The organism is Collinsella intestinalis (assembly GCF_902364775.2).
In the GTDB taxonomy this organism is placed as follows: Bacteria; Actinomycetota; Coriobacteriia; order Coriobacteriales; family Coriobacteriaceae; genus Collinsella.
The window spans coordinates 258,266-279,312 of record NZ_CABJEU020000002.1; the positions used below are offsets into that span (position 1 = coordinate 258,266).

18 protein-coding genes are annotated in these 21,047 nt (G+C 61.5%); 9 read left to right on the plus strand and 9 right to left on the minus strand.

Features of this window, described 5'->3' with window-relative positions; translation table 11 throughout:
* Positions 1 to 57 precede the first annotated feature (57 nt).
* Both FY258_RS06860 and FY258_RS06865 read left to right on the plus strand, forming a co-directional pair.
* The gene (locus FY258_RS06860; RefSeq protein ID WP_118104439.1) at positions 58 to 924 is read left to right on the plus strand and encodes a MetQ/NlpA family ABC transporter substrate-binding protein; all 867 of its coding nucleotides are present in this window, start codon (positions 58 to 60) and stop codon (positions 922 to 924) included.
* A gap of 204 nt (positions 925 to 1,128) precedes the next feature.
* Positions 1,129 to 2,139: a YitT family protein gene (locus FY258_RS06865; RefSeq protein ID WP_118104441.1), complete on the plus strand. Its 1,011-nt coding sequence runs from the start codon at positions 1,129 to 1,131 to the stop codon at positions 2,137 to 2,139.
* Here the strand turns inward: FY258_RS06865 and yihA are convergent.
* Together yihA and FY258_RS06875 are read right to left on the minus strand one after the other, a co-directional pair.
* Entirely contained in the window at positions 2,136 to 2,747 is a 612-nt protein-coding gene (gene yihA, locus FY258_RS06870) for a ribosome biogenesis GTP-binding protein YihA/YsxC (protein ID WP_118104444.1), read from the minus strand. The genes FY258_RS06865 and yihA overlap by 4 nt on opposite strands.
* Positions 2,748 to 2,831: 84 nt before the next feature.
* Positions 2,832 to 3,644, minus strand: coding sequence for a 5'-methylthioadenosine/S-adenosylhomocysteine nucleosidase (locus tag FY258_RS06875; protein WP_118104447.1), 813 nt, complete (start codon positions 3,642 to 3,644; stop codon positions 2,832 to 2,834).
* A 188-nt stretch (positions 3,645 to 3,832) separates the two neighbouring features.
* On the opposite strand from FY258_RS06875, the gene FY258_RS06880 reads away from it, so the two are divergent.
* Complete coding sequence (locus FY258_RS06880) at positions 3,833 to 4,555, plus strand: TetR/AcrR family transcriptional regulator (RefSeq protein WP_310592061.1); 723 nt, start codon at positions 3,833 to 3,835, stop codon at positions 4,553 to 4,555.
* Positions 4,555 to 9,159 (plus strand): 2-hydroxyacyl-CoA dehydratase, encoded by a 4,605-nt coding sequence (locus FY258_RS06885; protein ID WP_118104451.1) that lies wholly within the window; start codon positions 4,555 to 4,557, stop codon positions 9,157 to 9,159. The genes FY258_RS06880 and FY258_RS06885 overlap by 1 nt, the downstream gene beginning before the upstream one ends.
* 236 nt (positions 9,160 to 9,395) lie before the next feature.
* On the opposite strand, the gene FY258_RS06890 is transcribed toward FY258_RS06885, so the two are convergent.
* The 3 genes from FY258_RS06890 to FY258_RS06900 form a co-directional block, all read right to left on the minus strand.
* Positions 9,396 to 10,385 carry a putative ABC transporter permease gene (locus FY258_RS06890; protein ID WP_118104454.1) on the minus strand — a complete coding sequence of 330 codons (990 nt, stop codon included), beginning with the start codon at positions 10,383 to 10,385 and terminating at the stop codon, positions 9,396 to 9,398.
* Positions 10,382 to 10,954 (minus strand): HD domain-containing protein, encoded by a 573-nt coding sequence (locus tag FY258_RS06895; protein WP_118104456.1) that lies wholly within the window; start codon positions 10,952 to 10,954, stop codon positions 10,382 to 10,384. The genes FY258_RS06890 and FY258_RS06895 overlap by 4 nt, the downstream gene beginning before the upstream one ends.
* A gap of 224 nt (positions 10,955 to 11,178) precedes the next feature.
* Positions 11,179 to 11,739, minus strand: a complete 561-nt coding sequence (locus tag FY258_RS06900; RefSeq protein WP_118104458.1) for a ferritin family protein — start codon at positions 11,737 to 11,739, stop codon at positions 11,179 to 11,181.
* Positions 11,740 to 12,365: 626 nt separating this feature from the next.
* On the opposite strand from FY258_RS06900, the gene FY258_RS06905 reads away from it, so the two are divergent.
* Positions 12,366 to 13,343 carry an endonuclease domain-containing protein gene (locus FY258_RS06905; protein ID WP_259324484.1) on the plus strand — a complete coding sequence of 326 codons (978 nt, stop codon included), beginning with the start codon at positions 12,366 to 12,368 and terminating at the stop codon, positions 13,341 to 13,343.
* Between the two features lie 137 nt (positions 13,344 to 13,480).
* On the opposite strand, the gene FY258_RS06910 is transcribed toward FY258_RS06905, so the two are convergent.
* On the minus strand, positions 13,481 to 14,011 hold the full coding sequence (locus FY258_RS06910) for a cysteine hydrolase family protein (protein WP_118104463.1): 531 nt from the start codon (positions 14,009 to 14,011) through the stop codon (positions 13,481 to 13,483).
* A gap of 118 nt (positions 14,012 to 14,129) precedes the next feature.
* Between FY258_RS06910 and FY258_RS06915 the strand changes: the two genes are divergently transcribed.
* Positions 14,130 to 17,084, plus strand: coding sequence for a DEAD/DEAH box helicase (locus FY258_RS06915; protein ID WP_118104466.1), 2,955 nt, complete (start codon positions 14,130 to 14,132; stop codon positions 17,082 to 17,084).
* Positions 17,085 to 17,095: 11 nt separating this feature from the next.
* On the opposite strand, the gene FY258_RS06920 is transcribed toward FY258_RS06915, so the two are convergent.
* Positions 17,096 to 17,485 carry a (deoxy)nucleoside triphosphate pyrophosphohydrolase gene (locus FY258_RS06920; protein ID WP_118104468.1) on the minus strand — a complete coding sequence of 130 codons (390 nt, stop codon included), beginning with the start codon at positions 17,483 to 17,485 and terminating at the stop codon, positions 17,096 to 17,098.
* Between the two features lie 162 nt (positions 17,486 to 17,647).
* Here FY258_RS06920 and FY258_RS06925 point away from each other — a divergent pair, with 162 nt between their 5' ends.
* Positions 17,648 to 17,974 (plus strand): HIRAN domain-containing protein, encoded by a 327-nt coding sequence (locus FY258_RS06925; RefSeq protein ID WP_118104471.1) that lies wholly within the window; start codon positions 17,648 to 17,650, stop codon positions 17,972 to 17,974.
* A gap of 31 nt (positions 17,975 to 18,005) precedes the next feature.
* On the opposite strand, the gene FY258_RS06930 is transcribed toward FY258_RS06925, so the two are convergent.
* Both FY258_RS06930 and FY258_RS06935 read right to left on the minus strand, forming a co-directional pair.
* Positions 18,006 to 18,317 carry a type II toxin-antitoxin system RelE/ParE family toxin gene (locus FY258_RS06930; RefSeq protein WP_118104473.1) on the minus strand — a complete coding sequence of 104 codons (312 nt, stop codon included), beginning with the start codon at positions 18,315 to 18,317 and terminating at the stop codon, positions 18,006 to 18,008.
* Positions 18,304 to 18,576, minus strand: coding sequence for a type II toxin-antitoxin system Phd/YefM family antitoxin (locus FY258_RS06935; RefSeq protein WP_118104475.1), 273 nt, complete (start codon positions 18,574 to 18,576; stop codon positions 18,304 to 18,306). Before FY258_RS06935 ends, FY258_RS06930 begins: the two co-directional genes overlap by 14 nt.
* Before the next feature lie 100 nt (positions 18,577 to 18,676).
* Here FY258_RS06935 and FY258_RS06940 point away from each other — a divergent pair, with 100 nt between their 5' ends.
* Complete coding sequence (locus FY258_RS06940) at positions 18,677 to 19,189, plus strand: GNAT family N-acetyltransferase (RefSeq protein ID WP_182279467.1); 513 nt, start codon at positions 18,677 to 18,679, stop codon at positions 19,187 to 19,189.
* Positions 19,190 to 19,363: 174 nt separating this feature from the next.
* A complete protein-coding gene (locus FY258_RS06945; protein ID WP_118104478.1) occupies positions 19,364 to 21,046 on the plus strand; it encodes a DUF2130 domain-containing protein in 1,683 nt (560 codons plus the stop codon).
* Position 21,047: the final 1 nt, after the last annotated feature.

Consider the following 21,047-nt stretch of genomic DNA (forward strand, 5'->3'; position numbering starts at 1 on the left):
GTTTTCAACATCCCAAGACACCCGCTTCTCAACATTTTTCTCCGAAAGGATCCCATCATGAAGAACTTCAACGCTTCCGTTTCCCGTCGCTCCCTGCTCACCTCTTTTGCCGCCGGTCTGGGCATTGTTGCCCTGGGCGGGCTCACCGCTTGCGGCGGCTCTTCCGCTCCCGCCGGCTCCGCCGCAGCCGATTCCGCCGTGCTGACCGTCGCCGCCAGCCCCGCGCCGCACGCCGAGATCCTGACGGATTTCGCCGCGCCCCTTCTCGCCGAGCAGGGCATCGAGCTCAAGGTGAAGGAGTACACCGATTACATCCAGCCCAACAAGGACACGTCCGCCGGCTCCGTCGATGCCAACTACTTCCAGCACATCACCTATCTCGAGGACTACAACGAGAAGAACGGTACCGACCTCGTGTCCGCCGGCCTGATCCACTACGAGCCCTTCGCGGTGTACGCCGGCACGTCCGATGACCTCGACAACATCTCCGACGGCGCCACGGTCGCGATTCCGAACGACCCCACCAACGAGGGTCGCGCCCTGCTCCTGCTGCAGGATCTTGGCCTGATCACCCTTTCCGACCCCGAGAACCTCGAGTCCACGCCCAAGGACATCAAGGAGAACCCGCACAACCTCAAGTTCCAGGAGCTCGAGGCCGCCGCGCTGCCGCGCGCCCTTTCCTCGGTCGACTTTGCGGTCATCAACGGCAACTACGCCATCGAGGCCGGCTACCACGTTGCCGACGCCCTGGCACACGAGTCCTCCGATTCGCTCGCCGTTGAGAAGTACGCCAACATCATCTGCGTCGCCAAGGGCCAGGAGGATTCCAAGGGGATCAAGGCCCTCGTCGAGGTGCTTACTTCTGAGGACTTCAAGGCTTATCTCGAGGAGAACTACGGCGAGGACGTGCTCCCCGCGTTCTAGGTCTCGCTGCCGTTTTTGGACCTGGGTATCGTCTCGGGTGATAAGAGACTATATGGGGCGGTCGCCGTGGGGCGGCCGCCTTTTTCATGCCGATAGCGCCCGTGATCGTCCGTTGCCCGAACTGTCGCAAACACTGCTTACATAAGGGGCCGTGCGCGTTACCATCAGGGGCGCGAGGAACCGATTCGAAAAGCGGAGTGCGGCGTGGAAGAGCAGAAAGAGCAAGCAAGGCCAACGGCGACGGAGACCGCCTCTTCATGGGCGGCGACCCATCATACGACACCGGTCGAGCCCCTTGAGCATCTCGTGAGCGAGGAGGACATCCGCCGCGGCGAGCAGGCGGGCGCTCGTCGCAGCAAGGACCCGGGCCTCCTGCGCTTCTTTGCCATCCTGAATGGCGGGCTGATCCTCACCGCCCTGGCCATCGTGTTGTTCAAAACGCCCAACCACTTTGCGTTCGGCGGCACCTCCGGCGTGTCGGTCATCCTTTCGACGCTGTTCCCCACGTTGCCGGTTGGCGCCTTCATGTGGATCATCAACATCGTGCTGGTGGTGCTGGGGTTCATCTTCTTGGAGCGCAAGGCGATCCTGTGGAGCGTGTTCGCATCGTTCGCGCTTTCGGGTTACGTGTCCCTGTTCGAGATGCTGTTTCCCGGGGCGTCGACGACGTCCATCACGGGGGATATGTGGCTCGACCTGTGCTTTGCCGTGATCTTGCCCGCGATAGGCAGTGCCATGGTGTTCGACATCGGCGCGTCGACGGGTGGCACCGACATCCTCGCCATGATCCTCAAGCGTCACAGCACGCTCGAGATCGGACGCGCGCTGTTGCTGGTGGATATCGGCATCGTGTGCATCGCGGCGGTGCTGTATGGCCCGCGCGTGGGCCTGTACTGCGTGCTCGGCCTGTTCGCCAAGACGCTGGTGGTCGATAAGGCCATCGAGAGCATCCATTTGAGGAAGGTCTGTACCATCATCTGCAAGGAGCCTTTGAAGGTCGAGACCTACATCGTCAAGGAGCTCAACCGCACGGCAACCATCAGCCGTGGATACGGTGCGTTCTCGGGTCAGCTCGTGACGGTGATCATGTGCGTCTTGAGCCGCCGCGAGGCCGTGAAGCTGCGCCGATACGCGCGCGAGGTCGATCCGGGGTGCTTCATCACGATCGTGGACAGCTCCGAGATCGTGGGCAAGGGCTTCAGGGGCGTCAACTAGTCGACGACGTCTTCGTCATCCAGGCAGAAATCGACGATGGCCTGTTTGAGGCGGTCGATGCCCAGGCCGGATTCGCTGCTCGTGACGATGAGGCGATCGGCGGGGACGCCGAGCTGCTTGCGGATCGACGCGGCCTGCTTGCCCTGTTGCGACTTGGAGAGCTTGTCGGCCTTGGTGAGGCAGACGATGAAGTTGAAGCCGTTCTCGCGCAGGAATTCGATCATCTGCAGGTCGAGCTTGCTCGGGTCGTGGCGGATGTCTACAAGGGAGACGACCAGGTTGAAGCTGCGCTCGGAATCGAAGAAGTCGCCGATGAGCCGGGCCCAGCGGTCGCGTTCGGCCTTGCTGCGCTGTGCGAAGCCGTAGCCGGGCAGGTCGACGAAGTGCACGCCGTCGGCCTCGAAGAAGTTGACGTTGGCGGTCTTGCCCGGGGTGGAGGAGACCTTCACGAGGCCGCGGCGGTTGAACAGCTTGTTCATGATCGAGGATTTGCCCACGTTGGAGCGGCCCACGAAGCTCACTTCGGGGCAAGTCGACGGCGGGATCTGCGATGCCTTGCCGTAGCTGGCGACGAAATGGACCTTGTTGTAGTTGATGGCCTCTGCCATAGGAAATGCCTCTCTGCGTGATCGGGGATGGGGCTTGCGGAGCGCGCGGAAAAACCCGCGCGTCCGGGAATGCGCGGTGCGCCGTTAGTCGCGCGGCTCGATGCCGAGCTGGACTGCGAGGCGGCGAACGATGGAAAGCACGAGGGTGCTGGCGCTCTTGGCGTACTCCTCGAGATCGAACTCGCGGGAGGAAAGGGCGTCATAGCTCTCGTCGCAGTTGTCCGAGATGGCACGCAAGACCAGGCAGTCGATGCCGTTTTTGGCCGCGACGTGCGCGATGGCGGCGCCCTCCATCTCCACGCAGTCGCCCTGCGTCGCTGCGATCGCGGCTGCCTTGGCCTCCGCGCCGCTCACGAAGCGGTCGCCCGTGGCGATCGTGCCGCGCAGGAAGCGCTGCGGTTCGGAATCGGTGTTGTTGCGACGGAAGAGGGTGGCGTCGGCCTCAGCCCGGGCGGTTGCCGCATCGCCCTCGGAGAGCGCGGCATCGACAAAGCCGTGGGCGCGCAGGGTCTGCTCGGCGAGCTCGACGAGGAAATCGCTGCTGGAGAATTCCTCGAGGCCGGGCGCGGATTCGGCGATGAGGGGTGTGTCGGTGTCGAGATAGCGCAGGTGCTCGCCGATCACGACGTCGCCGATGTGCAGGGCAGGGTTGAGACCGCCGGCGATACCGGAGAAGATGATGGCGTTGGCGCCGTGCGCGCTGATGAGGTGCTGCGCCGCGGCCGCGGCGTTGACGGTGCCCATACCGGCCGTGGTGGCAACGATCTTGAAGCCGTGGTATTCGCCGCCCACGATGTGCAGGCCGGCCTCGTCGGCGACGGTGCCCTTCTCGACGGCGGCGTAGATCTGGCGCACTTCCTTCTCGAGCGCTCCGATGATGGCGATGACAGGTGCCATGGGTCTCCAATCTTCAAATTCAATCGCGACCTATTCTACCAGCACAGAGTCTCTTGGATCTCAATTGGGGCTCTGTGCAGAAATGACCCCAATTCGATAGACGTTCCGTGATGATTCACGCTGTGTGCAATAATGCACGTCGAGTGAAATATCCCATATGGAAAGGACTCGATGCCCAGATGGAGGCCATGCGTCCCCTGAAGTCGGATCGGCGTATCCTGCGCTCGCAGCGCGCTTTGCGCGAGGCCCTTGTGGCGGAGCTCAACTCGGGCGTGGATATTGCCCGTGTGAGCGTGGCCGCGCTCACCGAGCGCGCGGGCCTCACGCGCCGCACGTTCTACTCGCATTACAAGGACATCCCCGATTTCATCGAGCAGGTCGAGAACAGCCTGTTCGATGAGATTCGCGTCCGCGTCCGCGCCATTGCCGAGGCGACGCTGCCCGATCTGTACAAGAACATCGAGCGCCTCGAGCCGGCACCCGGATCGGTCGAGTTGCTCACGTACATCTCCGAGAACCGCGACCTCATTGGCGCTCTCATCGGGCCCAGCGGCGACCAAGCCTTTATCAAGAAGGTCATTGACATGTCGTGCTCTGAGGTGTCCGACCGCATGCAGACCGGAATCCTTCCCGCCGCCGTGGGTGCGTTCTTCGACTACTACCTCGCTTCGGTTGTTTCCGCCGAGGTCGGCGTGGTCCAGCTGTGGTTCGAGCGCGATCTGGCGGAGAGCCCCGAGACCATGGCGCGCATCATGACGGTGATCGCCTTCGTGCGTCCGGGCGACCTGTACGGCATGCCTATCGACGTCAAGGTCCCCGCCTACGGTGCCAAGCTCATGGGACTGAATATTGACATTCCAGCTATAGACTTCAACGACATCACCTCAGGTTCCACAGGGAGGAACGACTGATGACCGACATACAGACCAAGGCCGTTGAGAACGCGGTTTGGAATCCCGAGAACGCGCGCGGCGCGCTCCATCTGGGCATCGACGTTGGCTCCACCACCGTCAAGCTCGCGGTTCTGAACGACGAGAACAAAATCGTCTACGCCAAGTACCAGCGCCACCACACCGATGTCCGCGCATGTGCGCGCGACCTGTTCGAGGGTGCGGCGTCACTGCTGCCCGAGGCGCAGATGACCTGCGCCATCACGGGTTCGGGCGGCCTGCTGCTCTCCCAGTGGCTCGGCCTCGAGTTCGTGCAGGAGGTCATCGCGAGCAAGCGCGCGGTGGAGACCCTGATCCCGCAGACCGACGTCGCCATCGAGCTCGGCGGCGAGGATGCCAAGATAATCTATTTCGATTCCGGCATCGAGCAGCGCATGAACGGCACGTGCGCCGGTGGCACCGGTGCGTTCATCGACCAGATGGCAACCTTGCTGCACACGGATGCCGCGGGGCTGAACGAGCTCGCAAAGCGCGCCGAGAACATCTATCCCATTGCCAGCCGCTGCGGCGTGTTCGCCAAGACCGACGTGCAGCCGCTGCTGAACGAGGGCGCCCGTCCCGAGGACGTGGCCGCCTCCATCTTCCAGGCCGTGGTGACGCAGACCATCTCGGGCCTGGCGTGCGGTCGTCCCATTCGCGGGCATGTGGCGTTCCTCGGCGGCCCGCTGCAGTACCTCTCCGAGCTGCGCCACCGCTTCTACCTCACGCTCGACCTCGACGACGAGCACATCATCGTGCCCGAGAACGCGCATCTGTTCGTGGCCTCCGGCGCCGCCATGGCGCATGAGTCGAGCAAGCTCGTGCGCCTTGGTGAGCTCGTCGAGGCGATCGATGGCCTGGGCGACACGCAGGGCGCCGAGGTCGCCCGCCTCGAGCCGCTGTTCGCGACCGACGACGACCTTGCCGAGTTCCGCACGCGCCATGCCAAGGAGGTCGTGCCCCGCGGCGAGCTCGAGGGCTACACGGGTCGCGTGTTCATCGGCTTGGACGCCGGTTCCACCACGATGAAGGCGGCCATGGTGGGAGAGGACGGCCAGCTCCTCCACACCTGGTACGGCAACAACAACGGCGACATCCTGGGCACGGCCAAGACGATTATGGCCGACTTTTACGCGCACATCCCGTCAGGGTGCACGATTGGCCACGTGACCACCACCGGATACGGCGAGGCCCTGCTCATCGAGGCGCTCAAGGCCGATTCCGGCGAGATCGAGACCGTGGCGCACCTGCGCGGCGCCCGTGCGTTTTTGCCCGGCGTCGAGTTCATTCTCGACATCGGGGGCCAGGACATGAAGTGCCTGCGCGTGCGCGACGGCGTGATCGAGCACATTATGCTGAACGAGGCATGCTCCAGCGGATGCGGCAGCTTTATCGAGAGCTTCGCGGTGTCCATGGACATGGACGTGCGCGCCTTCGCCGCCGAGGCGATCGCCGCCCGCGGCCCCGTCGACTTGGGCAGCCGCTGCACCGTGTTCATGAACTCCCGCGTGAAGCAGGCGCAAAAGGAAGGCGCCACGGTGGGTGACATCGCCGCCGGCCTGTCCTACTCCGTCATCAAAAACGCCCTGTTCAAGGTCATCAAGCTGCGCGACCCCAAGGAGATCGGCAGTCAGGTGATCGTCCAGGGCGGCACCTTCATGTCCGACGCCACGCTGCGTGCGTTCGAGCTGCTCACCGGCGTGAACGCCGTGCGCCCCGACATCGCCGGCTGCATGGGTGCGTACGGCGCGGCCCTGCTCGCGCGCGACCGTGCCGGCGCCACCGGCACCTCCACCGTGCTCTCGGCCGACGAGATCGCCGGTCTCACGGTGGCTCAGCGTCATGTGCGCTGCGGTCGCTGCTCCAACAACTGCCAGCTTACGGTGAACGACTTCGGCGAGGGGCGCAAATTCATCACCGGCAACCGCTGCGAGAAGGGCGCGGGTCACAAGAAGCGCAAGACCGAGGCGCCCAACCTGTTCGCCGCCAAGAACAAGCTGCTGTTCGACCGCGAGTGCCTAAGCCCCGACGAGGCCCCGCGCGGCACGGTGGGCATTCCGCGCGCGCTCAACATGTACGAGAACTATCCGTTCTGGCATGCGTTCTTCACGCGGTTGGGCTTTTCGGTGGTGCTCTCCGACAACTCCAACAAGGCGACCTACGAGAGCGGCATCGAGTCCATGCCGAGCGAGAGCGTGTGCTATCCGGCCAAGCTCTCCCACGGCCATGTGATGAACCTCATCGCCAAGGACCCGGATTTCATTTGGATGCCCTGTGTGCGTTGGGAGCGCAAGGAGGACCCCACGGCGGGCAATTGCTACAACTGCCCCATCGTGATGAGCTACCCCACGGCCCTGGGCCTGAACGTCGACGCCATCACCGAGAACCACGTCGAGTTCATGTACCCGTTCGTGCCCTACCATGACAAGGTCGAGCTCAAGCGCCGCCTGTACGAGCTGCTCGCCGTGGAGCGCGTGGCCGATGCCGAGGCGGGCCGAGGCCGCGTGCGCGGACCCAAGCTCACCCGCACCGAGATCGACGACGCAGTGAACGCTGCTTACGAGGCCGACGCGCGCTTCCATCAGGATATCCAGACCATGGGCGAGGAAGCCATGCGCTGGATCGAGGACAACGGCGGTCATGGCATCGTGCTGGCAGGCCGCCCGTACCACAACGACCCCGAGATCAACCACGCCCTGCCCGAGCTCATCGCGAGCTTTGGGTTCGCGGTGCTCACCGAGGATTCCGTGGCGCATTTGGTGAAGCCCGAGCGTCCGATCCGCGTGGTGGACCAGTGGATGTTCCACAGCCGCCTGTACGCCGCGGCGCGGTTTGTGACCATGCGCAACGACCTCGACCTCATCCAGCTCAACTCGTTCGGCTGCGGCCTGGACGCGCTTACCACCGACCAGGTCCAGGAGATCCTCGAGGCGAGCGGCAAGATCTACACCGTGCTCAAGATCGACGAGGTGTCCAACCTGGGTGCCGCGCGCATCCGCATCCGCTCGCTCATGGCCGCCCTGAAAGACCAGGAGGCCGAGCGCGCCGCCGAGGCGGCCGCCACGGGTGAGGCGTACGAGCAGGGCGCAGCCGCGCCCGTTGCGCCGAGCTCTGATGCGCCGGTGTTCGCCACGCACAAATACGCTCTCGAGCCGCAACGCGCCGCCGCGAGCGCGGCGTTTCCCAAGGTGCCCTTCACCGAGGAGATGCGCGAGGCGGGCTACACCATCCTGTGCCCGCAGATGGCGCCCATCCACTTCGACCTCATCAAGGAGGTCTTCCGCGCCGGCGGCTACAACCTGGAGCTTCTGCCCTCCACCGACCGCGGTGCCGTGGAGGCGGGTCTGCGTTATGTGAATAACGACATCTGCTATCCGTCCATCCTGGTGACGGGTCAGATCATGGAGGCCATCGAGAGCGGACGCTACGATCTGTCCAAGACCGCTGTGGTGATCACCCAGACTGGCGGTGGTTGCCGCGCCACCAACTACATCGCGCTCATTCGCAAGGCCCTGCGCGACAGCGGGCACCCCGACATCCCGGTGATCAGCCTCTCCGCCGTGAAGCTCGACGAGAGCAACCCGGGCTTTAAGCTCACGGTCCCGCTGCTCAAGTCCTGCGTGTACAGCGTGCTGTTCGGCGATCTCATGATGCAGATGCTCTATCGCACGCGTCCCTACGAGGCGGAGGAGGGGGCTGCCAACGAGCTGTTCGAGGACTTCATGGAGCGCGCCCGTCGCCTCGCGCCGACGTTCACGCGCCGCAGCTTCACCAAGCTCTCCCGCGAGGCCATCACGGCGTTCGACACGCTGCCGCTCACGGGTGAGGGCTCCAAGCCGCGCGTGGGCGTGGTCGGCGAGATCCTGGTGAAGTTCCACCCCACGGCGAACAACCACGTGGTGGACGTCATCGAGGCGGAGGGCTGCGAGGCCGTGGTGCCGGGCCTGCTCGACTTCTTCCTGTATTCCATGAGCAACGCGCAGGTGCAGAAGGACGAGCTGGGCAGCTCGGCTGCGACGCGCGCCAGCATGGACGCCGCGATCGGTCTGGTGGATTGGATGCGCAAGCCCGTGGATGAGATGCTCGAGCGCAGCGATCGCTTCGAGCGCCCCGAGCCCATCTCCGTGATGCAGGACAAGGCGCGTCAGATCCTTTCCCTGTGCAACAACATGGGCGAGGGCTGGCTGCTCACTGCCGAGATGCTCGACCTGATCGACCATGGTGCGCCGAACATCATCTGCACGCAGCCCTTCGCGTGCTTGCCCAACCACGTGGTGGGCAAGGCCGTGATCAAGGAGCTGCGCCGTCTGCACCCCGAGAGCAACATCGTGGCCGTTGACTATGACCCGGGTGCGAGCGAGGTCAACCAGCTCAACCGTATCAAGCTCATGATCAGCGTGGCCAAGGAGAACATGCGCGCGGGCAAGGGTTTTGTGATGGAGCCCATCGCCACCATCCGCCGCGACTCGGTGACGAGCCGCATGAAGCCGCACCATCTCACGAGCGATGCCGAGGTGGAGCGCGTGGCGCACCGTCTGAGCCGCGGTCTGCACTGGAAGCGTGCGAGCAAGAGCGACGACGAGTAGGAGGCCGTGCCACCTCAATTTAGGGACAGTCTCTAAATTGAGGTGCGGCACGGTGGCCCGCGGCGGTTCGCAGTTCGCGGCTTCTTTCGGTAAAAGTGGAGCGCGCCCCTCTATTCAGGGGGCGTCTTTGCACCTCGGTGCTCCTGAGTATGGCGCAGGAGGGGGTGGCGCATGATGGGACGACGGTCCCAATCCGCGAATGGAGCGATAATGCCGCTGCCCGTTGTGGTTACCCACTACCTCCTATAAAACAGCTCGTGTGCCCGCTCCTTGAGGTTCGTGGCGCGGATGATTCCCTCATATGCTTTCAGCTTGATCTCTGGGAACGCGTTGAAGAAGCGCAGCTCACGGCGGGTGAGGACGGTCTTCAGCTTTTCGGGGGTGGAGATCTCGGCGCGCTGGGCAATGCTGCGTGCATGGCGCACAACCAGCCTGAGGTTCTGCTTGCCCTCGGCTATGAACGAGGGCATCTCCACCTTGCCGCGCACGGCCTCGAAAGCGCTATCCGACATCTCGGCGAGCCATGAATTGAGTTCTCCGCTTCGGGCCCTGATCTCCGCTGCAGAATCCAACGCCGCGTCGGGCACCCTGTCGAGCAGAGAGTCGGAAGCATCTTTGAGCGAGTCGTTGACTTTGTCGGCGAGCTCGATTCTGAGCAGCTCGAGCTTTTGCGAGAGCTGGCGCCAACTGACCAGCGTGAAAGCGGCGTCGATGACCAGGAGCGCTGCGCATGCAAGGGCTGCCGCTGCCAGGATGGTCGGTGGCACGAGTTCCAATGCGTTCAGAAGGGCGGGCTCGGCGATACGGCAAATGAGCACCGCCCCCGCTCCAAAGAGCGCGGCGCCGTATAGGCAGACCCTGCCGTTGATGTTGAAGGGGAACTTGGAGTAATCCCAGAATCGCGCTCCGGTGATCTGTTCGAGCGCCGCTCCCACGCCGTATTCGATGGCGCTGCATACGAGCGCGGCGGCCGCAAACTGAGCGGCGACGTTTGGAATGTCGCGCAGCAAGAACCAACATGCGAGCGATCCCACGCCGTAGATGGGACAGCATGGGCCAAGCAGGAATCCGCTGTTGGCAAAGTGGCCGTAGTTCGCAAGGGCGCAGATGGTGGATTCGTAGAGCCAGCCAATGAATGAGAAGACGATGAACGACAGAAACAGCGCCGAAAGGGGAGCGCCCGTCGAGTTCAGCTCAGAGATGATTCCGCTCAAATCTGCCATCATAGCGATACCTCCTTGCCGCCTGTGGAGCGCTTGGGTATCCGCCCCGCGATGGTCTCATGGAGCGCACAGACCTTGTCCGCCAAGCATACCAGCCATGCTTCGCGGCAGGTGGGAGGGATGGGAACCAGCGGGAACATGTGACGGGAGATGATGTTGCGCTCACGTTCGGTCAGGTCGTCAAAGTCCTCCTCCGCGCGGGCGAGCGCGGCGAATGGGTGCGTGAACCCGTGCAGGCGATGCGATGGGTCGGGGTCGTGCCAGTCGTAGAGGAAGTAGTCGTGAAGGAGCGCGCCGCGAATGAGCGAAGCGCGATCGATGCGGATCCCCAGGCGCTCGAGTCGCTCGGCCATGGCGAGGCCGGCGCGTGCAACGGAGATCACGTGTGCATGCACGCTCATGGTACCGTGCTGGATAAAGCTTCGCGTGAGGCCGAACCTGCCTTGCGTTTCCAAGACCTGGGCGATGTGGGCGACCTCGTCGATGGGACTGGTTTCGCAATGCGTGGGGCAGGCTTCCGCGCAGCTCTTTCGCGATTCGCACATCGCGCGGTCCTCAAGCTCATTTGTCATCGAGTGGCTCCTCACGGGTGTCCCTTGGGTACAAACCGACACGGTTGCCCAGCGTTAAAGATACAACGTTACCATTCGGATGCACATGCCCTATAGACGTGGGTGTTCGTTCATAAAAACTAATGCCGTGGGCCCTGCTTTTCACATATGAAAAAAGACCCTGCGGCGAACCCCAGGGTCTTTTTCGATCCGTTATGGAACGTTTTGCGAAGCGTTGCCTCGACTTAGCCGAAGTAACGAGCCAGGAGACCAGCGAAGGCCTTGCCGTGACGGGCCTCGTCGCGAGCCATCTCGTGCACGGTGTCGTGGATGGCGTCCAGGCCAGCGGCCTTGGCGCGCTTGGCGAGGTCGAACTTGCCGGCGGTAGCGCCGTTCTCGGCCTCAACGCGCATCTCGAGGTTCTTCTTGGTGGAGGTGGTCACGACCTCGCCCAGGAGCTCGGCGAACTTGGAAGCGTGCTCGGCCTCCTCGTAGGCGGCCTTCTCCCAGTACAGGCCGATCTCGGGGTAGCCCTCACGGTGGGCAACGCGGGCCATGGCCAGGTACATACCGACCTCAGAGCACTCGCCATCGAAGTTGGCGCGCAGGTCCATGATGATGTCCTCGGTGACGCCCTCCTCGTGAGCAACGCCCACGATGTGCTCGGCGGCCCAGGTCATCTTGCCCTCCTCGACCTTGGTGAAGCGGTCGCCGGAGACGCCGCACTGGGGGCACTTGAAGTCGGCGGGCAGCTCCTCGCCGTCGAACTCCTCAACAAAACCGCAAACGGGGCAAACGAACTTCATGTTTGTTCTCCTTTGAACACAGGCGAATGCGCTTCTTGGGGCGAACCCGCGGTCGCGCTTTGACATCTGCATTATGGCACAGTTCCAGAATCATATGAGCCTAAAACGGAAACATATTAGGATTCATTCTCAAATAGTTCACAAATGAATGAACGTGCAGTTCAAGGCCTTGCGACGATGGTTATGGAATGGCGATCGGCGTGTTGACGGGGCAGATGGGGCGTCCAAGCAGTCGTCCGAACAGGCCAAGCGCTGATTGGGCCCCTGCTTTTGTCTGGGTGCTCAGGGGGGGTCGGCGGGTGGTTCTACAACGGCAAAATGGCGCGCGAAAAAGCGTTCAAGCCCACAAAAGGGGGTTATAAAATATGCGTTTTCGAGAAAGTGGTCAAAATACCCTGATTGTGCGCTGAAAGCGAGGGCAAAACACTCGTGCATATTTTCTCGCGCAGGGCAATCCTGGGGTTTTGTTGATGGCGGCTGGAGGCAATGGGTGCCAGGGCGCGTGGTCGGCGGAATCAGTTTGCCCAATCCTGGGCAAACGCGACTGCGTCACTGATTGCTCGGCGCACAATCAGGGTATTTTGACCACATTGAGCAAAACGTATCGGGCCGAGGGGGCGACGGTCATGAGCGTATGCATTTTTGGAGAGTCAGCGCTCGAATTTATGCGATCGAGCGGGCGATTGGCGCCGGAGTTTTTGGATAGGCCGCGCACGCAAAAGCTGGATGGCTGCGGCATATCGCCAAAAGCGATGTTTGCGGACGACATGGAGCGTTTGGGTGTGAAAACGCGCCCCGTGCATATCCTGGTGTCCAAAGAGTCGGGCGCCCGCAGCCGAGACGACATCGTGTGCCATCGCTGTGCGGCGGAGTTGCCGCCTCGCTCGCTGATTTACGTGAACAGGGATGTCTTAGTGACGAGCCCGGCTCTGACATTTCTGCATCTTGCAACGGTGGACCTGCACAAGAAGCGGCAGCGCACCGTCGAGGAGCTGGCGATGATCGGCCTCGAGCTGTGCGGAACCTACCTCCTTGATGATTCATGGGATGGCCTTACCAACACGGCGAAGCCCCTGACTTCCGTCGAGCAGATCGCCCGCGTGCTGGATGCGATGCCCGGAGCGCCGGGGATCGTCCGGGCTCGCGAGGCGCTTGAGCTGGTCGGCGACGGCTCCAACTCGCCCATGGAATCCGTTCTTTGCGCATTGCTTGCCTGGCCGCGGCGACTCGGTGGTTATGCCCTCGGGCCCGTCTCGCTTAACCATCGCGTCTCAACCGCCGACGGGGACCGCTATGTGGACGTTGCATTCCCAGGCCATAAGGTCGGTCTCGAGTACAAGGGTCGCAAGTTCCATGCAATCGAGCAGGCCGGCCGCGATGACCGCAGACAGAACAAGCTGGTCGGCTCAGGTTGGACCATATTGAACGTCTGGTACGAGGACATTGTCGAAGAGCATCTGTACAACCAGCTCGTCGCGGACGTTGCACGTGCGATGGGCATTCGGCTGAGAATCCGCAGCGGAGGTTTCGATGCGCGCCGCAATGTGCTGCGCATGCAGCTCATTCCTGCATTCAAGCGGTACACTGCGTCGTTGGCGCGGTAGCTGGCCAAAATACAAGAACGCCGTCAATCGCGAGGTCGCGAGAGGCGGCGCGGGGTGAGATCCGTGCGTGGGCATGGGGCCTGTCTCCGGCGGGTCATCGGGGCGAAAGGCCGCCGCAAGACGAGGCCCGAGCCCGGTTACAGGATTTGCACCTGGCAACTCGCCATAGTGGCGATCGCGGCGTCGTGTGCGGCGGGGGTGACGCCCGCGCACAGGGAGGGATTCACCGCGAGCGGGATCTCGGGCAGGTGCGCCTTGATGGTGAGGGCGTTGCTGACCACGCAGATGTCGGTGCATAGACCGCAGAGCTCGATGGAGTCGATGGGCGCGGCGTTGTTTTGTGCGACAAGCCAGCGGGCGAGGTTGAGCGATCCGAACGAGGGCTTTTCGAACACGGGAGCGCTGCGGCGGGCGCGAACCGTTTCGAGGGCGGGTGCGAGTTCCCAGCCGGTCGTGCCGGCGATGCAGTGGGGAACGGGCAGGTTACGGCCCTCTTGCGTGGCGGCGTAGTCGCTGCCGTGGGTGTCTTTGGTGAAAACGACCGTGCCGCTGAAGCTGCTGGCGCGCTGGGCGACTGCCTCGACGATGGCCTGCGCCTCGGGCGTGCCCAGGGCGCCGTCGATGAAGTCATTTTGCATGTCAACGACGATGAGGTAGGAGTTGGACATGGCGAAGGCTCCTTTGGTGAGTCGAGCTGGGGCACATCTGAAATGCCGGCTGCCTGCCATTATATGCGGCGCTTTGGTATCCTGGCCATGACCTGTTGTATTTTGAAATGGTGTGAGCATGGCTAACGTCGAGGAACACGTGAATGCAACTGCTGAAAATGGCTTGAGTCGGCTCGATCTGGTTGGCGCTTTGGCCGGGGCGAGCGTTGAGTTCGATAGTCGTCCTCATTTCATTTCGAATTCGAAGACAACGGGTGACAACCTTCTGTCGGTGTTGCGTCGTCAGTTCGCGGATCTGGGGGAGAACGACACGTTCGACTTCTGCGTCGCATTCGTTTCCGAGGGCGGCCTGACGTGTCTGGTGCAGATGCTCTCGGAGTTGAAGGCCCGGGGCATCAAAGGGCGACTGCTCACCTCGACGTACCTTAACTTCAACAGCCCCGATGTGTATCGAAAGCTCTTGACGTACGACAACATCGAGACACGCGTTTACCAGCAGAATCTGCACGCCAAGGGCTATATGTTCAACAGGTCTGGCCTGAACACCGTGATCGTGGGCAGCTCAAACCTGACGGACCGAGCACTGACCTGCAATCAGGAGTGGAATGTCCTCTTCCGTTCTTATGGTGCGGATGGTGCGGTCGGAGATTTGAAGCGCGAGTTCGAGCTGCTTTGGAATTGCTCGGAGACGGCGCCCCTTACCGAAACGTGGATCAGCCATTATCGTGAGTACATTTCGACCGCAATGGCACCCCGCCCTAAGGGCAAGGCTGCTTTTTCGGACGGCAGCACCATTGCTGTTCTCGGAGAGAACGAGGCTTCGAGTAAAAAGATCAAGCCGAATAAAATGCAGGAGAAGGCGCTTGAGGCCCTTGCTGCTCTGCACGAGCGACGTGATCCTCGCGCCCTGCTCGTTTCGGCAACGGGTACCGGAAAGACGTACCTCTCGGCCTTTGATGTGAAGGCGGCGGCCCCGGTCCGTATCCTGTTTCTGGCGCACAGGAAGCGCATCCTCACCGCATCAATGGCGAGCTACAAAAAGTTGTTGGGGGATAACTACACGTACGGCTTGTATAGGGCCGGTGGCGATGGAACCGAGTTCACCTGCACCTTTGCGATGTGTTCGACCATCTGTGGTTATCTCGAAAAAATCGATGCCGAGCTGTTCGACTACATCGTCATTGATGAGGCCCATCGCGTGGGGGCGAAGGGCTACCAGCGCATTCTCGAGCACTTTAAACCAAAGTTTTGCTTGGGCATGACGGCGACCCCCAATCGAACCGACGGCTATGACGTCTTCGCCCTGTTCAACCATGTGATCGCCTACCAGATCACCTTGCAAGACGCTTTGCGCGAGGACATGCTCGCGCCGTTTCACTACTTTGGTATCGCAGACCTTGCCATCGACGAGGAAGAGCAGAGCGACTTCACGCTGTTTTCCAAGCTCACGAGCGAGGCTCGCGTGAACCACATCATCGATAAGATCGAGGAGTACTCGGTCAAGAAAGATGGCAGGAAGGGCCTGGTGTTCTGCAGCAGACTGGAGGAGGCACGTGAACTGGCGAAGCAGTTCACCCAGCGCGGATACAAATCGGAAGCGATTGACGGCAGCGATAGCGATGCGGAACGAGATGAGGTGATCCGCAAGCTTGAAAGCGGCGAGCTTGAGTACATCTTTTCGGTGAACATTCTGAACGAAGGCGTCGACATCCCTGCGGTCAACCAGATCATCATGTTGCGCCGGACGGAGTCTTCCATCGTGTTCGTGCAGCAGCTTGGTCGTGGCTTGCGTAAGGCTGATAACAAGGAAAGCACGCTGGTTCTCGACTTCATTGGAAATTACCAGCAGAACTTCTTGATTCCCGTGGCCTTGTCGGGCGATAAGACCTACAACAAGGATCGTTTGCGCGCGATCGTAAAAGAGGGGAGCACGGTTATTCCTGGCGCCTCTACCGTGAGCTTCGACCGCGTGTCGGAGGGACGAATTTACCAGGCAATCGATCAGGGCGATTTTACCGCTGCTCGGTTTTTGAAGGACGAGTACCTTGGGCTGCGCCAGATGCTCGGCGCGATTCCCTCGTTGCTCGATTTCGATCGCAACGGATCGATCGACCCATTGCTCATCTTTAATAAATATGACTCTTATCACGGTTTTCTGTCTCGATATGAAAAGGCGTACGACGTCACATTCAGCGAGGCGCAGGAGAACATTCTCAAATTCGTTTCAAAGAAGCTCGCGAACGGTAAGCGCGCCGATGAACTGTATCTGTTGCGTGCGCTTCTTGCACGGGATGGGGCTTTTGCTGTTGTCGATGGCGGTAAGCAGCCGAGCGCGGAGAGCCCTGTTGGCACGAGAGTGGCAGCTCTGAAGTCTGCAACGAATGTGCTTAACGGTGGCTTTTCTTCGCCGAATTGGTTCGTTTCTCTCGTCGAGGAGGGGGCCGATGGTGTCCTTCGCTGGACGGATGCGGCCCGTGCAAGTCTGCTGGATCCGGAGTTCAGGCGACAGTTGAATGAGGTCGTCGAATTCGGTATTCATCGCCATGAGGAACTTTACGCGCAGACATATCGGGATACGAGCTTCGTGTTGAACGCGAAGTATACCTATGAGGAGGTATGCCGCCTACTCGGATGGGATCGAAGCGAAACGCCGCAAAACATCGGCGGTTACATGTACAACGAGAAGACGAATACGTTTCCGGTGTTCATCAACTACGATAAAGCGCCTGACATCAGCGATACCATTAAATATGAGGATCGTTTCGTCTCGGATAGTGAGCTCATCGGCATCTCGAAAAAGAGACGAACGCTTGCATCGAAGGATATTCAGCGGCTCATGGCATGGCCGGGCAACGGCATGAAAATCTATCTGTTTGTTCGCAAGAACACGAACGACAAGGGAAGTAAGGAGTTTTACTTCCTCGGTCAGATGCACCCGACGGGGCATTTTGTGCAGACGATGACGATCGCGAACGAGAACGCCGTCGAAATCGGCTATCAGTTGGAAACGCCCGTCAGGCGCGATATCTATGAGTACATCACGAGCGTGTTTGTTGAGGGCGACGAGGCATAAAGTCGGGGGCTCTATGCCAGGCTTGCCTCGATCGCCTCTACCACCTTGATGTCGGCTGGAAGCCAATCGACCGACCAGAGGTTGTCGAGGGGAAGCCATTTCATGTCTTCATGCTCGGTGTCGACGATGGTGCCGGCAACAATGGAGCAGACGAAGCAATCCATCGAAAGGTGGAAGGTGTCGTAGTCGTGCTCGGCGGTGTAGAGATGGCGTGCGACCTCGATATCGACGCTCAGCTCTTCTTTGATCTCGCGGATGCAGGCCTGCTCAGCAGTCTCATTGGGTTCGAGTTTGCCGCCGGGAAACTCCCAGCCGCCCTTGAACTCGCCATATCCGCGCTGGCAGGCGAGGATCTTATTGCCGTCTAGAATGATTGCCGCTGCTACGTGGATGGTTTTCATGAGGATGCTCCAGGGGTCGAGATCTTTTCGCACCGATTATAGGGCGTCTTAGATTGCTTGAGGTGTGGTCGATATAGTTTTGTCCGCACGGGGCCGTACCTTTAAGCCATGAAAACGGCCGTGCTCGTAAGGCGCGGCGCAGGGCTTGAAGGGGGTCCCATCATGTACGAGCCGTCTCGCAATCTGTTCTCGTTCCATATCGCCGGGTTCCAGCATCATGACGGTGCGCTGGTTCTGGGCGAGCTCAAGGCCGGTGACACTCTGGAGCTCGTGCCCGAGCGCGACAACCCCTATGATGCGGAGGCCATCGCGGTCAAATTCCGTGGCGCCATGCTCGGTTACGTTCCCGCGGACTCGGTGGGCCCGCTTTCGACCCTGTTCTTTTACGGACATGGCACTGCCTTCGAATGCCGCGTGCTCCAGGTCGCCCCAGAGCGCAGTCCTTGGCATCAGGTCCGAGCCGCCGTGTTCGTGCGCGATGCGCGATAGGGCGGAGTTTGGTCAGCCAGCCTGACCCTCCCTACATTTCCCAGAGGAAATCGGCTGTGTAGTTTTGCGATTCGTGAAAGACGCGGTACACGATGGGGATGTCGTCGACGATACGGTAGATGCAGACATAGTGCCCGCATAGGAGCTTTCGGTAGCCCATGGATTGAAGGGCGGGATCATGATGAAGCGGGCCGATCAGCGGCGTCTCTTCAAGTAGATCGCTGGTGTCGAGCAACCGGTTCGTAATCGTCTCGGCAGAGTTTGGGCCGACCTCTCGGATGCGGTAATCTGCGATGTTGAGGATATCCTCATATGCCGCGGGAAGGATTCTAGGCGCGGGCATGGTCGTATTTCCTTTTGAGTGCGGAGCGAATGTCGTCAGTGCTGTAAGTTGGAGCCCCGGCCAGTCGTTCCGCCTCGGCCTCGAGGATCTTCGCGCGCACGTTGAGGGCCCTGGTCATACCTTCATAAGCATCCGTGCTCATGACGACAAGATCGCCTTCTCCATTTTTGGTGATGAAGATCGGCTCATCGGTTTCATGTGCCAGTGCCGAGATGGAGTTGTAGTCGCTGCGGAGGGCAGTGGATGATTTGATGACCATGGCATCTCCAATACTAGAATTCTATTCGAATTATAGTATGAGGATGCTAGACAAGATAGAATGGCGGCATGAGTTCGTTCAAGTTCCTTCGGAGGGGCGTATGGCGCCGGCGCTGCGCATCACATCGGTTGACCGCGATCGCGAGCAATATCGCGATCTGCTGCTGCTCGCCGACGAGCAGTGGGACATGGTCGAGCTTTACCTCCACCGAGGCGAGATGTTCGCGGCGTATGCGGAGGATGAGGCCCTCACCAAGGCAGGCTCCGCGCCTGTGCCCGATCGCGCGCTCGGGTGCATGATTGTGACGGACGAGGGTGTCGATGAGCGGGGGCTCCGCATCGCCGAGGTGAAGAGCCTCGCCGTCGATTCGGCGCATCAGCGCAGCGGTATCGGCCGGGCTCTCCTGGAATTCGCCGTTCAACATGCGGCCCGCGAGTACGACATATTGCGGGTCGGTACGGGCGACAGCCCTCTGACCGTTCCCTTTTACGAGGTGTGTGGCTTCACGCGTTCGCATGTGCTGCCGAACTTCTTCATCGAGAATTACGATCATCCTATCGTTGAGGCCGGAGTTCAGCTTAAGGACATGGTCATATTCAAAAGGCGACTGTAGCTGCGGAAGTCGCGTTCGACGTCCTGGCTCGTCGCGGTCACCGCACCCCGTTGGGTGGCCTCGAGCGGCCCGTGCGGCCTTTTGTCCGCACGGGCGGGTATAGTCTGACGGTAAGGAATATGCAGCGGCGTGCGTAGGGCGCGCCCGGGCGTTGCGGCGGAGCGAGGAGCGCATATGAACCAGATTACGTGCCCCAAGTGCGGGACGGTCATCAATCTCGATGAGAGCGATTACGAGGGCATCGTTCGCCAAGTGCGCGACGATCAGTTCGCCCATGAGGTGGAGGAGCGCGCCGCCTCACTGCGTCGCGAGCACGAGCAGGCCCTCGAACTTGCCCGTTCTCAGGCCAAGGCCGAGCTCGACCGCGTGATGGCCGCCCAAAAGGCGCAGCTGCAAGAGGCGCTCGCTCGTAGCTCGGCCGAGCTGCAGGCGGTCAAGGCTCGCAGTGCGTCAGAGTTGCAGGAGGCCCGTGCCGCCAGCGCCGCGGCCCTGCAGCAGGCCCAGTCTGCCGGCGCCGCTCAGCTCGCGAAGGAGCAGAGCGAGCGTACGGCCGAGCTCATGCGCGTCCGTGCCGAGGCGGATGCCCGCATCGCCGAGCTCTCCGCCAAGCTCGAGTCCGCCGTTGAAGAGCGCGAGTCCGCGGTGAGGGTCGCCGCCCAGCGCGAGCGCATGGTCGCTCAGCAGGACGCCGCCGACCAAAAAGAGGAGCTCCGCGAACAGCTGGCCGCGCGCGATGCACAGATCGCCTCGCTCAAGGCCCAGTTGGATGCCGGCGCCACTCAGCGCGACCTTGCGGTGACGCAGGCGGTGACCGAGGCGCGTACAACATTTGAGGAGGAGCGCGCCAAGCTCGCCCGCGACCTGGACGCCGCCCGCTTCGAGCTCTCCCGTGAGCAGGAGGTCCGCGCCGCCGAGAAGCAGCAGATCGAGACCGCCCACGCGCTTGAGCTTGAGCAGGCGCGTAAGAACAGCCAGGATCTCATCCGCTACAAGGACGAGGAGATCGAGCGCCTGCGCGACATGAAAGCCCGCCTCTCCACCAAGATGGTGGGCGAGACCCTCGAACAGCACTGCGAGACCCAGTTCAACCAGCTGCGCGTCACGGCGTTCCCGCACGCCTACTTCGAGAAGGATAACGACGCCTCCGACGGCACCAAGGGCGACTTCATCTTCCGCGAGTGCGATGAGGCCGGCAACGAGATCGTGTCGATCATGTTCGAGATGAAGAACGAGAACGACACCACGGCCACCAAGCACAAGAACGAGGACTTCTTCAAGAAGCTCGACTCGGACCGCAAGAAGAAGGGCTGCGAGTACGCGGTGCTGGTCACCCTGCTCGAACCGGAGAGCGAGCTGTACAACACGGGCATCGTGGACGTGAGTTACCGCTACGAGAAGATGTACGTGATCCGCCCGCAGTTCTTCATCCCCATGATCACGCTGCTGCGCAACGCCGCCATGAACGCGCTCGCCTACAAGCAGGAGCTCGAGCTCGTGCGCCAGCAGAACATCGACGTCACGGAGTTCGAGGAAAAGCTGCTGGGGTTCCAGGAGGGCTTCAATCGCAACTATGACCTGGCAAGTCGCAAGTTCCAGACGGCCATCGACGAGATCGATACCACCATCAAGCACCTGCAGAAGGTCAAAGATAATCTGATCTCGAGCGAGAACAACCTGCGTCTGGCGAACGATAAAGCCCAGGGCCTCACCATCCGCAAGCTCACACGGAACAACCCCACCATGAAGGCCGCGTTTGCCGAGGCCCGCGAGGAGGCTGAGCGCGCTGCCCGCGAGGGCGTCGCCGTCGAGGAGGCGCCGGGCGCCGAGCCCGATCTTGCGGATAGCTACGAGGTGTAGC

What these genes read in the sequence shown, in the direction of transcription:
- FY258_RS06860 (WP_118104439.1), top strand. Translation starts at nt 58, where the DNA reads ATGAAGAACTTCAACGCTTCCGTTTCCCGTCGCTCCCTGCTCACCTCT.
- yihA (WP_118104444.1), bottom strand. Translation starts at nt 2,747, where the DNA reads ATGGCAGAGGCCATCAACTACAACAAGGTCCATTTCGTCGCCAGCTAC.
- FY258_RS06875 (WP_118104447.1), bottom strand. Translation starts at nt 3,644, where the DNA reads ATGGCACCTGTCATCGCCATCATCGGAGCGCTCGAGAAGGAAGTGCGC.
- FY258_RS06880 (WP_310592061.1), top strand. Translation starts at nt 3,833, where the DNA reads ATGCGTCCCCTGAAGTCGGATCGGCGTATCCTGCGCTCGCAGCGCGCT.
- FY258_RS06885 (WP_118104451.1), top strand. Translation starts at nt 4,555, where the DNA reads ATGACCGACATACAGACCAAGGCCGTTGAGAACGCGGTTTGGAATCCC.
- FY258_RS06890 (WP_118104454.1), bottom strand. Translation starts at nt 10,385, where the DNA reads ATGATGGCAGATTTGAGCGGAATCATCTCTGAGCTGAACTCGACGGGC.
- FY258_RS06895 (WP_118104456.1), bottom strand. Translation starts at nt 10,954, where the DNA reads ATGACAAATGAGCTTGAGGACCGCGCGATGTGCGAATCGCGAAAGAGC.
- FY258_RS06900 (WP_118104458.1), bottom strand. Translation starts at nt 11,739, where the DNA reads ATGAAGTTCGTTTGCCCCGTTTGCGGTTTTGTTGAGGAGTTCGACGGC.
- FY258_RS06905 (WP_259324484.1), top strand. Translation starts at nt 12,366, where the DNA reads ATGAGCGTATGCATTTTTGGAGAGTCAGCGCTCGAATTTATGCGATCG.
- FY258_RS06910 (WP_118104463.1), bottom strand. Translation starts at nt 14,011, where the DNA reads ATGTCCAACTCCTACCTCATCGTCGTTGACATGCAAAATGACTTCATC.
- FY258_RS06915 (WP_118104466.1), top strand. Translation starts at nt 14,130, where the DNA reads ATGGCTAACGTCGAGGAACACGTGAATGCAACTGCTGAAAATGGCTTG.
- FY258_RS06920 (WP_118104468.1), bottom strand. Translation starts at nt 17,485, where the DNA reads ATGAAAACCATCCACGTAGCAGCGGCAATCATTCTAGACGGCAATAAG.
- FY258_RS06925 (WP_118104471.1), top strand. Translation starts at nt 17,648, where the DNA reads ATGTACGAGCCGTCTCGCAATCTGTTCTCGTTCCATATCGCCGGGTTC.
- FY258_RS06930 (WP_118104473.1), bottom strand. Translation starts at nt 18,317, where the DNA reads ATGCCCGCGCCTAGAATCCTTCCCGCGGCATATGAGGATATCCTCAAC.
- FY258_RS06935 (WP_118104475.1), bottom strand. Translation starts at nt 18,576, where the DNA reads ATGGTCATCAAATCATCCACTGCCCTCCGCAGCGACTACAACTCCATC.
- FY258_RS06940 (WP_182279467.1), top strand. Translation starts at nt 18,677, where the DNA reads ATGGCGCCGGCGCTGCGCATCACATCGGTTGACCGCGATCGCGAGCAA.
- FY258_RS06945 (WP_118104478.1), top strand. Translation starts at nt 19,364, where the DNA reads ATGAACCAGATTACGTGCCCCAAGTGCGGGACGGTCATCAATCTCGAT.